Source organism: Rhodanobacter thiooxydans, from assembly GCF_030291135.1.
In the GTDB taxonomy this organism is placed as follows: Bacteria; Pseudomonadota; Gammaproteobacteria; order Xanthomonadales; family Rhodanobacteraceae; genus Rhodanobacter; species Rhodanobacter thiooxydans_A.
In genome coordinates this window covers 563,925-578,817 of the sequence record NZ_CP127409.1, presented here as the reverse complement: position 1 = coordinate 578,817, position 14,893 = coordinate 563,925, and the positions used below count along the sequence as shown (strand labels likewise).

12 protein-coding genes and 1 tRNA gene are annotated in these 14,893 nt (G+C 67.2%); 8 read left to right on the top strand and 5 right to left on the bottom strand.

Annotated features, from left to right (window positions below):
* Nucleotides 1–51: 51 nt before the first annotated feature.
* From QQA13_RS02475 to rpiA, 3 genes are read left to right on the top strand one after another with little or no spacing between them, the layout of a single operon-like run.
* On the top strand, nt 52–657 hold the full coding sequence (locus QQA13_RS02475; protein ID WP_108471997.1) for a 5-formyltetrahydrofolate cyclo-ligase: 606 nt from the start codon (nt 52–54) through the stop codon (nt 655–657).
* A complete protein-coding gene (locus QQA13_RS02470; protein ID WP_108471998.1) occupies nt 654–1,106 on the top strand; it encodes an EVE domain-containing protein in 453 nt (150 codons plus the stop codon). Before QQA13_RS02475 ends, QQA13_RS02470 begins: the two co-directional genes overlap by 4 nt.
* Before the next feature lie 34 nt (nt 1,107–1,140).
* Entirely contained in the window at nt 1,141–1,782 is a 642-nt protein-coding gene (rpiA, locus tag QQA13_RS02465; RefSeq protein ID WP_108471999.1) for a ribose-5-phosphate isomerase RpiA, read from the top strand.
* Nucleotides 1,783–1,917: 135 nt separating this feature from the next.
* Here the strand turns inward: rpiA and QQA13_RS02460 are convergent, their stop codons facing one another.
* The 4 genes from QQA13_RS02460 to rplM all read right to left on the bottom strand — a co-directional run bounded on the left by QQA13_RS02460 (nt 1,918) and on the right by rplM (nt 4,990).
* Nucleotides 1,918–3,840, bottom strand: a complete 1,923-nt coding sequence (locus QQA13_RS02460) for a chloride channel protein (RefSeq protein WP_108472000.1) — start codon at nt 3,838–3,840, stop codon at nt 1,918–1,920.
* Between the two features lie 231 nt (nt 3,841–4,071).
* A tRNA-Gln gene (locus tag QQA13_RS02455) sits at nt 4,072–4,146 on the bottom strand.
* A 12-nt stretch (nt 4,147–4,158) separates the two neighbouring features.
* Nucleotides 4,159–4,551 (bottom strand): 30S ribosomal protein S9, encoded by a 393-nt coding sequence (gene rpsI, locus QQA13_RS02450; RefSeq protein ID WP_108472017.1) that lies wholly within the window; start codon nt 4,549–4,551, stop codon nt 4,159–4,161.
* 10 nt (nt 4,552–4,561) lie between these two features.
* Complete coding sequence (gene rplM, locus QQA13_RS02445; protein ID WP_108472001.1) at nt 4,562–4,990, bottom strand: 50S ribosomal protein L13; 429 nt, start codon at nt 4,988–4,990, stop codon at nt 4,562–4,564.
* Between the two features lie 287 nt (nt 4,991–5,277).
* Here rplM and coq7 point away from each other — a divergent pair, with 287 nt between their 5' ends.
* Complete coding sequence (coq7, locus tag QQA13_RS02440) at nt 5,278–5,919, top strand: 2-polyprenyl-3-methyl-6-methoxy-1,4-benzoquinone monooxygenase (protein ID WP_108472002.1); 642 nt, start codon at nt 5,278–5,280, stop codon at nt 5,917–5,919.
* A gap of 185 nt (nt 5,920–6,104) precedes the next feature.
* Here the strand turns inward: coq7 and QQA13_RS02435 are convergent, their stop codons facing one another.
* Nucleotides 6,105–8,594: a S8 family serine peptidase gene (locus tag QQA13_RS02435; protein ID WP_199909841.1), complete on the bottom strand. Its 2,490-nt coding sequence runs from the start codon at nt 8,592–8,594 to the stop codon at nt 6,105–6,107.
* Nucleotides 8,595–9,005: 411 nt separating this feature from the next.
* Between QQA13_RS02435 and QQA13_RS02430 the strand changes: the two genes are divergently transcribed.
* From QQA13_RS02430 to QQA13_RS02415, 4 genes are all read left to right on the top strand, one after another.
* Nucleotides 9,006–9,848, top strand: a complete 843-nt coding sequence (locus tag QQA13_RS02430) for a DUF6689 family protein (RefSeq protein WP_108472004.1) — start codon at nt 9,006–9,008, stop codon at nt 9,846–9,848.
* Nucleotides 9,849–9,962: 114 nt separating this feature from the next.
* Nucleotides 9,963–10,874, top strand: a complete 912-nt coding sequence (locus QQA13_RS02425; RefSeq protein WP_108472005.1) for an FHA domain-containing protein — start codon at nt 9,963–9,965, stop codon at nt 10,872–10,874.
* On the top strand, nt 10,871–14,164 hold the full coding sequence (locus QQA13_RS02420) for a serine/threonine-protein kinase (protein ID WP_108472006.1): 3,294 nt from the start codon (nt 10,871–10,873) through the stop codon (nt 14,162–14,164). The genes QQA13_RS02425 and QQA13_RS02420 overlap by 4 nt, the downstream gene beginning before the upstream one ends.
* Nucleotides 14,161–14,892: a sensor histidine kinase gene (locus tag QQA13_RS02415; RefSeq protein WP_286042429.1), complete on the top strand. Its 732-nt coding sequence runs from the start codon at nt 14,161–14,163 to the stop codon at nt 14,890–14,892. Before QQA13_RS02420 ends, QQA13_RS02415 begins: the two co-directional genes overlap by 4 nt.
* The last annotated feature ends 1 nt before the right edge of the window (nt 14,893 follow it).

Here is a 14,893-nt window from a genome sequence, read left to right as displayed (position 1 = left end):
CCCGTTCGTCCCGCGACGAACGGGGCGAACTACGACGGAGCTGCGCGAAACGTGGACGCCCCCGCCCGACGACGCGAGCTTCGCCAGCGCCTGGCCGACCAGCGCCGCGCATTGCCGCCCGCCGAGCGCATCGCCGCCGCGCAGGGCCTGCGCCGCAACCTCGAACAACTCCCCGAATACCTCACCGACGCACGCGTGGCCGGCTACTGGGCCAGCCATGGCGAGCTGCCGCTGAACCTGGCGATCGCGCCGCTGGCCGGCCGCGGCCAGCAGTTCCTGCTGCCGGTGATCGGCCGCGACAAACTCCTGCGCTTCGCCCCCTGGCAATCCGGCGACGACGTGCAGCCGAACCGCTACGGCATCCCCGAACCGGTCGCGCCGAGCGAACTGCTGGAACCGTTCCAGCTCGACCTGGTATTCGTGCCGCTGCTCGGTTTCGACCGTCGCGGCAACCGGCTCGGCCATGGCGGCGGCTACTACGACCGCAGCTTCGCCTTCCTCAACGAACAGGTGCGCCCGACCGAGCCGCTGCTGGTCGGCATCGGTTACGCGTTCCAGGAATTGCCGCAGGTCGAAGAGGAAACGTGGGACGTGCCGCTCGACTTCATCGCCACCGAGCGCGAGCTGATCGACTGTCACCCGGAAGCAAACGCATGAACCACTGGCTGATGAAGTCCGAGCCGGACACGTTCTCGATCGACGACCTCAAGCGCAAGAAGCGTGAAGCCTGGGACGGCGTGCGCAACTACCAGGCACGCAACTACATGCGCGACGGCATGCGCGTGGGCGACCCGGTGTTCTTCTACCACTCCAACTGCGCCGTGCCCGGCATTGTCGGCATCGCCGAGGTGGCCACAGATGCGTACCCCGATCCCAGCCAGTTCGATCCCAAGAGCAAGTACTTCGACCCCAGCAGTTCGCGCGACAACCCGCGCTGGATGCTGGTGGACGTGAAGTTCGTGAAGAAGCTCAAGCGCACGATCAGCCTGGACGAACTGAAAAACGACGCTGCCCTCGCCGACATGCCGCTGTTGCGCAAGGGCAACCGGCTGTCGGTGATGCCGGTCGACGCGACATACTGGAAACACATCCTCGCGCTGGAATGAGCGCGAACCGACCACCCTCCACCGGAATCCACCGATGAGCAACGCCAACGAAAAACGCCAGGCCGGCGAAGCCGCGATCCGCTACGTCGAGGACGGCGCCATCGTCGGCGTCGGCACCGGCTCCACCGTGGCGTTCTTCATCGACGCGCTGGCCGACCTGAAGCACCGCATCCAGGGCGCGGTGTCCAGCTCGGAGCAGTCCACCGCGCAGCTGAAGAAGCTGGGCATCCCGGTGCTCGACCTCAACGCCGCCGGTCCGCTAACGATCTACATCGACGGTGCCGACGAGTGCGATCCGCACAAGCGGCTGATCAAGGGCGGCGGTGCGGCGCTGACGCGCGAGAAGATCGTGGCGGCAGCCAGCGAGAAGTTCGTCTGCATCATCGACTCCAGCAAACAGGTCAAGCTGCTCGGCAAGTTCCCGGTGCCGATCGAAGTGATCCCGATGGCGCGTAGCCTGGTCGGCCGCGAAATCATCAAGCGCGGCGGCCAGCCGGTATGGCGCGACGGCGTGGTTACCGACAACGGCAACTGGATCATCGACGTGCACGGCTGGCAGATCGTCGACCCGGCCGCGCTGGAGAGCGAACTCAACCAGTTGCCCGGCATCGTCACCGTCGGCCTGTTCGCGCGCCGACCGGCCGACGTGGTGCTGGTTGGCGATCGCGAGATGTGAAGTGCCGGTACCGCGCGGCATGAGTGCCGCGCCGGCCATGCAACGTGCCAGCCTGGGCTGGCCATTGATCTCCACCGTCGCATCCTGCTGATGCGAGAACGCCTGAATCTGCGGGCGTAATGCGCCCGCGGGTGTTTACGCCGCTGGCGCTGCCTTGTTCGACTTGCCCAGCTTGATGTGCCGGCCCTTGAAACGCGCCTCGCGCAGGCGCTGGGCGTGGGACGCCAGGATATCCCCACGGGTGACGATGCCCACCAGCTTGCGCGGATCGCTCTTGCTCACCACGGCCAGCCGCCCGACGTTTTCGGCAACCATGTGGTCGGCGGCCTCGCGCAGCGAGTGGGTTTCATCGACCGCAATCGGTGCCTGCGTGATCAGTTCACTCAACGCCAGCGTGTAATGCCATTGCGGGTCGAGCAGGGTACGTCGGGGCAGCATGCCTTTCACGTGACCCTTCTCGTCGATGACCGGATAGCTCCGGTGCTGGGTGTCGGCGGAGTCCTCGGCCAGCCAGCGCCGTACCTCCGCCAGCGTCTGGGTGGTCTGCAAGGTCACCACATTGCGCGAACACACTGTGCCCACGCTCACCTGCTCCAGGTAATCGGCCGCATATTCGGACGGCACTTTCACGCCACGGCGGGCGATCTTCTCGGTCATGATCGTGTTGTGCATGAGCAGGGCCGAGATCAGGTAGGCCGCGGTGCAGCCTCCCAGCAAGGGCAACAGGCACGCGGGCTGACGCGTGGTTTCAAAGGCAAACACCACCGCGGTCAGCAGGGCACGCGAGGAGCCGGCAAAAATGGCCGCCATGCCCACCAGCGCCGCGATACGCGGATCGACGTTGAGGCCCGGGACCAGATGATTGATGCCGATACCGATCACCGCGCCCAGCGATCCACCGATCATGAACAACGGAGCCAGCGTACCGCCGGAGGTACCACTGCCCAGCGCGATGACCCAGGAAACAAACTTCAACGCGCCAAAGCTGAGCAGCACGGTGAGGCCGAAGTGACCCTGTACCAGCGCATCGATGTTGTCGTAGCCCACGCCCAGGGTCCGCGGCTCGATCCAGCCCACCACACCTGCAACGAGTGCGCCGAGCGCCGGCCACCACATCCAGTGGATCGGCAGCTTCTCGAACATATCCTCGACCCCGTACACGGCCTTGGTCACCCACACCGAGGCAAAGCCGACCAGGCCACCGATCAGCACGAAGCTGATCAAGGCCCAGCCACCCGGCTGCAGCACTTCAGGCATCGGAAATACCGGCGCCGAACCGTAGGTGGCGTAGCGGACGCCAACGGCCGTCACCGCAGCCAGAGCCACCGGAATCAGCGAGCGCGGGCGCAGTTCGAACAACAGCAATTCCACCGCCAGCACCAGCGACGCCACCGGCGCCCCGAATACCGCGGCCATGCCGGCAGCCGCACCCGCCGCCAGCAACACCTTGCGCTCGTTCGCGGTGACCCGCAGCAGCTGGCCGATCAGCGAACCCATGGCGCCGCCGGTGGAGATGATCGGCCCCTCGGCACCGAACGGGCCGCCGGTACCAATGGCAAACGCCGACGACAGCGGCTTCAACCAGGTGATCCGCGCCGGGATGTTGGATTCATTGGTGAGGATCTGCTCCATCGCCTCGGGAATGCCGTGCCCCTGGATCGCCCGCGAGCCCCAGCGTGCCATGACGCCCGCAAGCAGGCCGCCAATGACCGGAATCAGGATGACCCATGCACCCAGCTGGTTATCGGCCGGCGACAGCACGAACGAGCCCGTATGCGCATGCGGGCCGATCACGTCCGACACCCGACCGTAGAAGCACAGATCGGTGATCAGGTTGATCGTCAGCATCAACAGTTGCGCGACATAAGCCGCCACGACACCCAGAATCACCGCCAGTACGCTGATCAGCAGGATGCGGCGCGTGACCAGGGTGGATTTGCGCGGCATCCGCGCGGCATCCAGTGAAAGGCCCAGTGCGGGCGCAATCGGCAGTGCATCCGTACTGCCTACCGTACGCACATCGGTATGCTCCACGGGGGTGTCAGTGGCTGGCGTCATGAAATCATCGCAGAGGTGAAACCGGAAATTTTACTCTGGTGCACCGCAAAACCGAAGGGGCGAAGTCCATGAATTTGCACGCAATATCTTGCTGTTCTGCGGCAGCACTTCGGCTCGAAAGCGGTGACGCCCTGTCCCCGACCGCACCCTTGGTAGAACGAAAAAGCCCGCCGTAAGGCGGGCTTCTCGACCGGATCACCACGCATCACTGCGGGTATCGGCATCTGGATTTGGCAGCCCCGGATGGATTCGAACCACCGAATGCCTGAGTCAGAGTCAGGTGCCTTACCGCTTGGCGACGGGGCTATGAAGCTTGGTTTAGCGCTTGGAGAACTGCGTGGCGCGACGTGCCTTGTGCAGACCGACCTTCTTCCGCTCGACCTCGCGGGCGTCGCGGGTCACGAAGCCGGCCTTGCGCAGTGGCGACTTCAGGCTTTCATCGTACTCGATCAGCGCGCGGGCGATGCCCAGGCGGATCGCGCCGGCCTGGCCGGTGATGCCACCGCCGGCGACCGTCACCTTGATGTCGAACTTGCCGGTGCTCTCGGTCAGTTCGAGCGGCTGGCGCACGATCATGCACGAGGTCTCGCGACCGAAGAACTGCTCGAGCGACTTGCCGTTGACTTCAATGGCGCCGCTGCCCTTGCGCAGGAACACGCGGGCGGCGGAGGTCTTGCGGCGGCCGGTGCCGTAATTCTGCTGGATTGCCATGCTCATTTCCTTAGATCTCCAGCGCCTGCGGCTGCTGTGCGGTATGCGGATGCTCGGCACCGCCGTAGACCTTGAGCTTGCGATACATCTCGCGGCCCAGCGGGTTCTTCGGCAGCATGCCCTTGACGGCGATCTCGATCACGCGCTCCGGGTAGGTCGCCAGCAGGTCCTTCAGACTGGTGGTCTTCAGGTTGCCGACGTAGCCGGTGAACCGGTGGTACTTCTTGTCGTCCAGCTTGGCACCGGTGACGGCCACCTTCTGCGCGTTGATCACCACGATATAATCGCCGGTATCGCAGTGCGGGGTGTATTCCGGCTTGTGCTTGCCGCGCAGACGACGGGCGATTTCGGTCGACAGGCGACCGAGCGTCTTGTTCGTGGCATCGACCACGAACCAGTCGCGCTTGACGTTGTCGGCATTGGCGCTAAACGTTTTCATTTCAGAATACCTGTCTGCCGCCGTGAGGCGGTACGCATGATCCGGGAAAGCATGCTTCGGTGGAACAAAGGCGCGAGATGATAGCGGAGCCGTCATCCATGGCGCAAGCCCACCGGTCGGCGAGCTGTGAGCTGGCAATGATAGCATGATCACCAGGCTGCTTGAAAAGTCCCCCTGTGGGCTGGCCGTATCGCCGAACTGGCCGACCAGTGCGTGCAGCGCGGACTTTGCCTGCCGGCCGGTTCCTCCCTGACCTTGCTGGCCGAACAATCGCAACGGGAAACCCCATGAACGTGCGCACATTGAGCCCCTTCGACCGCCTGCTCGCCGGCTGCGAACGCGCGCTGGAAGCGATCGCCGGCACGCCCCGCGCCCATCGTCCCTCGCCCGCTGCCGGCCTCGCCGAGGCGGAGTTCGACGAGGCCGAGCGCCGCCATGCCGCCGGCTTGATGCGCATCAACCATACCGGCGAGGTCTGCGCGCAGGCGCTGTACTTCGGCCAGGCCGCACTGGCGCGCAACGCCGACAACCGCCAGCACCTGCTGCATGCCGCGGTCGAGGAAACCGATCACCTGGCCTGGTGCGCCGAGCGCCTGAGCCAGCTGGGCAGCCGCCCCAGCCTGCTCAACCCGCTGTGGTACGCCGGCAGCTACGCGATCGGCGCCGCCGCCGCGCTGGCCGGCGACCCGGTCAGCCTCGGCTTCGTGGTGGAAACCGAGCGCCAGGTGGAAGCGCACCTGGCCGAACACCTGGAAAAGCTGCCCGTGCAGGACCAGCGTTCGCGCGCCGTGCTGACACAGATGCAGTCGGACGAGATCCGCCACGCGCAGGCCGCAAGGCAACGAGGCGGCATCCAGCTGCCGTTCCCGCTGCCGCAGCTGATGCACGCCAGCTCGATGGTAATGAAGACGGTGGCTTATCGCGTGTAGGTTCGACCGCCTGCGGGAGCGATTTCGGCCCCGGTGGCTCTTTAACTACCGTCTTGAGTGAAGGCTTTTGCGCTCCTGCGAGAGTCCGTGGCTTCCCTGACAGGAGCAGGGCCGAGATTTGACAAAAAATTGCGGCCCGGTGACCGGGCCGCACGCGGGATGAAGCACTTGCCCGCTCTTTTCGACTATTGACCGCTCTGATAAAGCGAGAGGTAGCGGCCGGCTGCAACGGCATAGGCGGCACGAGTGACCATGAGGCTCGGATCGAAGTAGGCGTGCAGGGTTGGCTGCAGATCGTACGGACCCTGGGTCACCGCGAAGCGCGCATTGATTACACCGCGGTCCAGCGCCAGTTGCACATAACCACGCAGGTTCGCCGGAATCGCGGCGGCATCGTCGAGCGGGATGCGCCGGCCATCGTAAAACGCTGTGAGGGTGCCAGTGAACGAACGCGCTTCATCCTGTAGCGCCAGGCTCTGCACCAGAGAGTAGGCGAGGCTGACCCGAGTGACACCGTCGTTCGGCCGAAACGCGCCGGTCGACTGCAGGGTCATCACGCCATCCTGATCCTGACCGAGATTGCGCAGGGCGCCGCCGCGGGCGATGGCCGACTCGGCAAAGGCATACGCGCTGTTGCTGATACCAAGATCAGTGAAGCTCGGGGTGCCGGAGAACGGCAGATACTGGCGCACGCTGGTGCCCATCAGCAGATACTGCGCCAGCTCGCTGCGCTTGAGCACCTGGTCGGGGCGGAACTGCCCATTCGCATAGCCATCGACGAGACGGTTGGCGACGGCAAACTGGATCGCCTGCCTGGCTGGATGGTCGGCGATGTCGTTGAGGCCGGTGTAACCGCCACTATTGAGGAAACTGACCTCGCCGGTCACGGTGCCTGGTGCTGCGTAGCCGTTGGTGACATGGGCTGGATCCACGTTGGTACCGGAGATCGAGCCGATGCCGCGTACGGTGACCCGCCATACGCCCGGCTTGGCCGGCGCGCCGGTAGTCACCGTATCGCCGATTACCGGCAGCGCGATCGACGAACCGTAACGCACGCCGTCCGGATCGATCAGGACGAGCGCCAGCGTGTTGGCGTCGATGGTGGCGCGCGCGCTGACCCAGGCGGCTTCCGGCCCGACGACGAAGGACTGTTCGCCCACCGGCCCGATCGGGGCAAAGTCCACCGAGAACGGTACCGGCGGGGCACCTGCGACGAGCAGCTCACTGCTGTTGAACACGTTCAATGCATTGACGGTCGCACCAAAGCCGGTGCGCACGCCAGCGGCCTCGGCCACCGCGGTATAGGCATTGATGTGGCCGGCACCAGCTTCCCACGGCAACCGGCCGGTCATGTTGGTCGCGGTGCGCCTGATGATGTCGCTGACATTTGCCGGGGTCAGCTTCGGATTTGCCTCGAGCATCAGCGCGACAATGCCAGCCACATGCGGGGTGGCCATCGAGGTACCGCTCATCACGGTATAGAACGGCAGGTAAGCCGGATCGATGGTCTCGGCATCCTGTTCCGCGGCCAGCGCCGGAAGCGTGCCCGTGCTGTCGCGAGTGGAGATGATGTCCACACCGGGTGCGACGATGGTCGGCTGGTTGACGTAGGTCCACTGCACGCCATCGGGCATCTTGAACGTGCCCGTTTCGCCGCGCTTGCCACGCGAGGAAAAATCGGTCAGCACGCCGTTCTTTTCGCTGGCGCCGACCGAGATCACCCACGGTGCCTGCGCATAGGGATTGTGGGTGTCCTCGCCCGGGCCGTCGTTGCCCGCGGCGAACACGCTGACAATGCCGCGTTTGTACAGCTCGTAACTGGCGATATTGACCGGGTTCAGCGGATCGAACTTGCCCGAGCTGCCCCAGGAGTTGCTGGTCACGCGGATCGGGTTGGCGAAGCTGAACTGGTTGGTGGCGGCATAATCGAGCCCACCGACCGCATCGAGGATGAACAACACCGCGCCGGAACCATAGCCGACCAGGTCGGCACCGGGCGCCACGCCGCGGTACAGGCCATTCGAACGCGCGCCGGTGCCGCCGATGATGCCGGCGCAGTGGGTGCCATGGCCCGAACCCCAGTCGGTATTGATCACACCCTCGGTGTAGGTGATCGGCAGCATCGAGTCGTACGCTGCCAGATTCGTCGCGCCCTGCGTGTTCTGCACCACGTGCGGGCCGTACTGCAGGTCCATGTGGCTGCCGTCGACGCCGGAATCGTTCACCACCACGCTCACGCCCTTGCCGCTGTATGGGATCGCGCGGTGGTAGTCGGCCGGGTTCCCGACCGTGCGCGCGGCACCGGAGAGACCATTCGCCTCCTGGTCCAGGTATTGCAGTGGCGCATTGAAATAGATCGAGACCACATCGTTGCGCTGCGCCAGCGCGCGGATCTCGGCCGGGGTCGCCAGCGCGCCGGCGATCGGCAGCGTGCGCATGGTAACGCCCTTGCTGATGCCGAGCGTCCTGAGCGCGGCGACCTGGTCGGCGGTGACCGGGCCGGATTGCTGATAGCTGATGACGACCTGCAACTGGTCCGTCGGTGCGGCAACGCCCATCTTCGACAACAGTTGCGGATCGAGCTGGGCATCGGCCAACGCAACGCCGCTGGCGAGCAGGCCAGCTGCCACTGCGCAGAGGCGAAAGGTCCTGCGCTTGACGGTTGAAACAGACATGGACGACATGATGATGGCTCCGGAGATTCGCCCGCCGGAATGGGGCGCCAGCGGAGTATTCACACCGATGCTGCGGTTCTCCCATCCGGAGTTGCATCCATCCGCGGCAGGGGAAATCACCTACGCCCCGCCTTCCGGCATAACGACTCATGCCGGGCCGAATCCACGCCGGGCCCACGTGCGGCGATCCAGGAACAGAATCTGCAGTTGCCGAATGTGCGCCCATGAGCGGGCCGCGCGCATTCCGTCCGGCCCCGGAGCCAAGCTACCGCGCCCACCCGCCACACCACACGCATCCGTACTGGGTGAAACCCCCTACTGGCACGGTCGGACCATATCCACTAGCTTCGGTTGAATCGCAAAATTTTCCGAGCGCCGGCCGGCCGCCGGCGCCGCATCCAGGAGTCCGCCATGCCGAAATCCACCCTCGCTGCCAAGTTGTTGCTCGGTTCTGTTCTCGGTCTGTGCGCCTCGCTGGTGTCGGCGCAGAACCTGCCGGTCACGGTGGCGGTTGCCGGCAACGTGGCAACGGTGCGGGTCGACCTGCCCACGCAGCAGACGCTGGCCGAAGTGATCCTGACCTTCGACGACAGCCTCGGCCTGAATGCAGGCAGCCTCGGCGTGAGCGCACAGCTGGTGGACGTGTCGGACCCGGCACTGCTGTCGCGACTGCCCGACGGCAGCTTGAACCGGCCGGATCCGTCGTTTCCGCTGATGGTCACGATCGAACCGCCGACACTCGGCGGGCTCAGCTTTCAGCGCACGGTGCGGGTCGAGGTGCATACGCATGCGCTGGCCTATGCGGCCGGCAGCCAGCTGCGTCTGTTCAAGGCGCCGCTGAACGGCAGTTTCCGCGACATCACCGACGAGATCGCGCCAGGCAGTGTGCGTGCGCGTGGCACCACCGGAGGCTTCTCGCAGTTCCTGGTGCTGACCGATCTGCGCCCTACCAGCCATGTGGTGGCCGACAAGTTCGCCCGGCTGCAGTCGCTGATCGCGCTGCTGCCGTTGTCCGAACGCGGGCCGTTGCAGATGAGCGCAGACACGGCGCAGAGTGCAATGGACCAGGGCCAGTACGGTGATGCGTTGGCCGCGCTCGACCAGCTTCGCGCGCGCGTGGCGGCTCGGGCCGGCACGGCCATCCCGTCGCAATGGCGGGCCACCCGCGACACCGATAACCAGGCCGGCGAACTGCTGGCCGCCACCGCCACGCTCTCGTTCAGCATCGCCTATCAGCGCGATTTCGGTCGCTGAGACACGCGCTGGCGTGAACCTGGGTTCCATGCACTCCATGGCGACCGCGGCGCTTCGCCACGATGGTGCGCACGAACGCCTGCACGCACAGATGCTGCACGCTAAGATGCCTGCATGCAGGCACGGCTGACCGCATTTGTCCCCGACAGCGCCGCCATCACCCGCTCCCTGAGCCCAGGTGAACGGCTACGGATCGGCCGTGGCGATGACTGCGAATTATTGCTGGCACACCCCTCGGTATCGCGCCTGCACGCCGAGCTCGTCGTGAGCGGCGACCGCTGGCGCCTGACCGACCTGCGCAGCAAGAACGGTAGCTTCGTCGAAGGTGCCCAGGTCGCCTCCACGCTGCTTGAATCCTCCTGCTGGCTGCGCTTCGGCGACGTGCACTGCGAATTCGCGGCGCTCGACGCTGCCGCGGTGGAGGCCGAAGCCCGGCGCTGGCATGAGCGCCACGGCGCCGCTACCGCGCATACCGTCCGACTCGACACGATCGCCCATGGCGGCGACCCCGAGGCCGCCCCCGGCCAGGCACTGCTCGAGGCCAGCCTGCGCGCGGTGGCGGAGCTCGCCGGCTGCAGCCGCGGCTTCCTGCTGATCGACGAGCACGGCCGCTACCGCGTCCGGGCGGCGCTCGCGCTCGACCCGGCGCAGATGGTCGGACGCGAATTCGCCGGCAGCCTTGGTGCGGTCACCCGCGCCATCGAACAGCGTCGCGCGATCGTGTTCAACGACATCGGCGGCGACGCATGGCCCGGCGCGCGCGCCTCGGTAGTCGAGGGCGGGCTGCGCACGCTGGTGTGCCTGCCGCTGCTCGACGGCGATCGCGTACTCGGCGCGATCTACGCCGACCGCCGCGAAGCGGGGCCGCCACTGACCACACTCGACCTGGAGCTGCTGGAGGCGTTCGCCGACCGCACCGCGCTGTGGCTCAGCGCACACCGTGCGAGCGACGCTCTGGCCGCGCGTTCGCCGGCACCGGTCGACTGGGACCGCATCCTCGCCGGACCGGTGGTGCAGACCGGATGAGCCAGCCCACCGCCACCGGCATCTACGCGCAAATGGATCTCGCGCCCGGCACGCTGCTTGCCGGGCGCTTTCGTATCGAGGCGCTGCTCGGCGTGGGCGGCATGGGCGTGGTCTACCGTGCCCATGACATCGCGCTCGACGTACCGGTGGCGATCAAGCTGTTGCGGCCGGAGCTGGCGACGCGACCGGATTCGTTCGAGCGCTTTCGCCAGGAGCTGCTGCTCGCGCGTCAGGTGTCGAGCCCGCATGTGGTGCGCATCCACGACCTCGCCCAGCACGACGGCCATTGGCTGATCAGCATGGACTACGTCGATGGGGAAGGACTGGACCACCGCATCGACCGCGGCCCGCTACCGCTCGAGGATGCGTTGCGGATCGCGCGGCAGATTGCGCTCGGCCTGCAGGCGGCCCATGCGCGTGAGGTGGTGCATCGCGACCTCAAGCCGGCCAATGTGCTGATCGACCGCGAGGGCAATGCCTACATCAGCGATTTTGGCGTCGCCCGCTCGCTCGCCAGCAATGGCCTCACCCACGCCGGCATGGGTGGCGTGGTCGGCACCCCCGATTATCTCTCGCCGGAGCAGGCGCGCGGTGACCCGGTCGACACGCGCAGCGATCTCTACGCGCTGGGCCTGATCCTGCACGAGATGTTGACCGGCATGCCCGCGTTCCAGAGCGCCACTGCCACGGAGGCGATCGCGCAGCGACTGGTGCGCTCGCCGCCACCGGTCACGCGCGAACGCCCCGACCTGCCAGGCTGGGTTGTGCGGCTTGCCGAACGGCTGCTGCGACCGCAGCCCGCGCATCGGCTGCAGGATGCAGCCGCGGTGATCGAGGCGATCGATCGCCGCGCGATGCCGCGCGATTTCCGCCCGCACCGGCGCGCATGGTTCGCGATGGCGACCTTGCTGGCCCTGGCCGGCGTCGGCGGCACGCTGTGGTGGACGGCCCGCGACAAGGGTGCCGCCAGCGCCGCGCCGCCGCTGCATCGTGTGCTGGTGTTGCCGCTGCGCGGTGCGGCGGTACCGGTGCCACGTCTGGTCGCGCTGGATGCCTATCTGCGCGCAACCATCTTCGCCCTGCCCGGCGTCGCCAGCGTCGATACCGAACGAACGCAACAGGCGCTGCGCCAGCTCGATGCGGCCGGCAGCGATCCCGATCCGGCCACGCTGCGCCGTCTCGTCGTCGCCGATCGCACGTTGTCCTCCGAACTGCGCCGACGCGAAGGCCATTGGTATGTGCACGCCGAGCTGCGTGAAGACCGCGCTCCGCCGCAGGCTCTCGACGGCCCGCCCGCGGCCGATGCCGTCGCCGCGTTCCGCGTGTGGCTGGCGCAACCGGCCCTGGGGCACGCACTGGGCACGGATACGGCCATGCCGGAGCTGCGCCTGCCCGCCGCGACTGCCACGCTCGACGCGTTCGGTACCGCCTTGCAGGCGCGTGAGGGCGACAAGTTCGCCGCGGCACTGGACGGTTTGCGCGCCATCACCAAGAGCGAACGCAACGATCCCGTGCTGTGGCTGGTCCAGCTCCGGCTGGCGCAGGCGATCGGCGAGCGCGACATCGCGCGCGATGCGATCGAACAGGGGCAACGCGCCGCCCATACGGCACCCGCACGGTTGCAGCGCGTGTTTACCGCGGAGCATGCGCTGCACGATGGCGATGTGCCCGGCGCGATCGCGCAATGGCGTGTGCAACTCGCGCAGACTCCCGACGATACCCTGGCCGATCTGCAGCTCGCGCGCGCCCAGGGCAGCGGCGGTGATTTCAGCGCGGCGATCGCCAGGCTGTCGCTGCTCACCGCACGCGACAGCGGCGATCCACGCGCCTGGTTCGAGCTGGGGAAGTTCTCGATCCTGCAGGGCGAAGCGAGACGCGCGGTCGACGACTATCTGGTGCGTGCGCTGGTGCTGTACAAGCGCAGCCGCAACCTCTACGGCGTGGCCGAGACGGTCAACGCGCTCGGCATCGGCTACGGCCGCCTCGGTCAGACCGTCAACGCCGAGGAGCAATACCGCAAGGCCGTGGCGCTGCAACGCGAGGTCGGCAATCGTCGCGGCGTGGCCACCAGCCTGCGCAATCTTGCCAACGTGCTGAGCCTGCGCGGTGCTTTCGACGAAGCGGGCAACGAGCTTGCGCAGGCCCGCGCGCTGAATGCCGAACTTGACGACCGCAAGGGCCTCGCCGCGGTCGACAACGAACTCGGCGTGCTCGCCGAGGAACGCGGCGACTATCGCGGCGCGCTCGAAGCCTACCGTCGCGCCCTGCAGGGCTGGCAGCAGGCCGGCGACGCGCACGGGCTGTCGCAGGCACTCAACGATATCGGCTTCGCCAACTATCAGCTCGGCCATTACGACGATGCGCAGAGCTACTGGCAGCGTGCCGCAGAAAGCGGCGCCGGGCTCGGCGACACCGGCCGCATCCGCACCGGGCAGAACCTGGGCCTGCTGGCTGCGGCGCGCGGCCGCTGGCAGGAGGCCGGCGAACTGCAGCAACGCGCGCTGGCCGAGGCCGAGAAACTGCAGATGCCCGAGGAGACCGCCGTGAGCCGGCGCAACCTGGCCGAACTCGCGCTGATGCAGGGTGACGTGGCCGGCTCGCTCGCCCAGGCCGACAAGGCGATCGCCCTGTTTCGCCAGCGCGAGGACCAGCGTGGCGAAGCCGACACGCGCCTGCTGCGCGTGCAGGCCCTGCTCGCCGCGGGCGCCGGCGCCGATGCGCAGCGCGAACTCAAGCCACTCGAAGCGGGCGATGCCGGCGCTTCCCGCGAACAGCGCGCGCGCGTCGAAATCGTGCGCGCGGAGCTGGCGCTGCATGCCGGCCAGACGCGCGAGGCGAGCGCGGCACTGGATCGTGCGCAGCCCTTGGCCGACGCCTCGGGCGTGCGCGAACTGCAATTGCGGGTGGCGCTGCTGCGTGCGCGCATCGACCCGCATGCCGACACCGGGCTGGATGCGGCGACTGCAGCGCTCGGCAACGCCGAATTGCGGCTGGACTGGCTGACCCTGGCGATGCAGCGTGCGCTTGCCGCGCACGATGCGGCCGCCGCGCTGCGCGCCTACCGCGAGGCGACCAGCCTGATGCGCGGCAGCGAGGTGCTCGATGCGGCGCAAATCCACACCCTTGGCGCACGCGCCCAGCGCCTGGCCGGCGATACCCCCGCTGCGACAGACGCCGAGCACGCTGCGACTGCAGCGCTGGCCAGCTTCCGCGGCAAACTGCCTGCCGATCTGCGCAACGCGACCGGTACATCCGTCCGGCGCATCGGAACGGACGAAACTACGCCATGACCCGCGATGCCCCCCCCCCGCCCGCCGAAGCCCAGCTGCGGTATCAGCAACTGCTGCAACGGCTCGAAGCGAACGAGCGTGAGTTCCACCGCCTGGGTCGCTCGGTGTTGCGTGTACAGGAGGATGAGCGGCGCCGGCTCGCGCGCGATCTGCACGATGGCATCGGCCAGAACCTGACTGCCCTCAAACACCGCCTCGCGCAGATCGGCGATGCCTTGCCGGCGGAACTCAAAGCGCTGCGCGCCAGCCTCGACGACGCGGTCACGCTGTGTTCCGACACCCTCGACGATACCCGTCAGCTCTCGCGCCTGCTGCGCCCGCCGATCCTCGACGACCTCGGTCTCGAACCGGCGCTGCGCTGGCTGGCGCGCAGCCTGGGCGAGGCTGCCGGCATCGCGATCGCAGTGGAGATCGAGCCAATGCCCAACCTCGATGGCGAACTGCAAACGCTGCTGTTCCGCATCACCCAGGAAGCGCTCAACAACGTGGTCAAGCATGCCGGCGCGCACAGCGTACTGGTGCACCTGGTCGAACGCGGCGGCCGCCTGCAGTTGCAGATCGTCGATGACGGCTGCGGTTTCGACCCGGAGCGCGCGCAGGCCGTCGGCGGCATTGGCCTGGGCGGCATCCGCGAACGCCTGCAACTGTTCGACGGCCAGCTCGAATTGCGCTCCGCCGCCGGCCACGGCACCCGCCTGCGCGCACTGGTGCCGCTCGACAGTCGCTGAG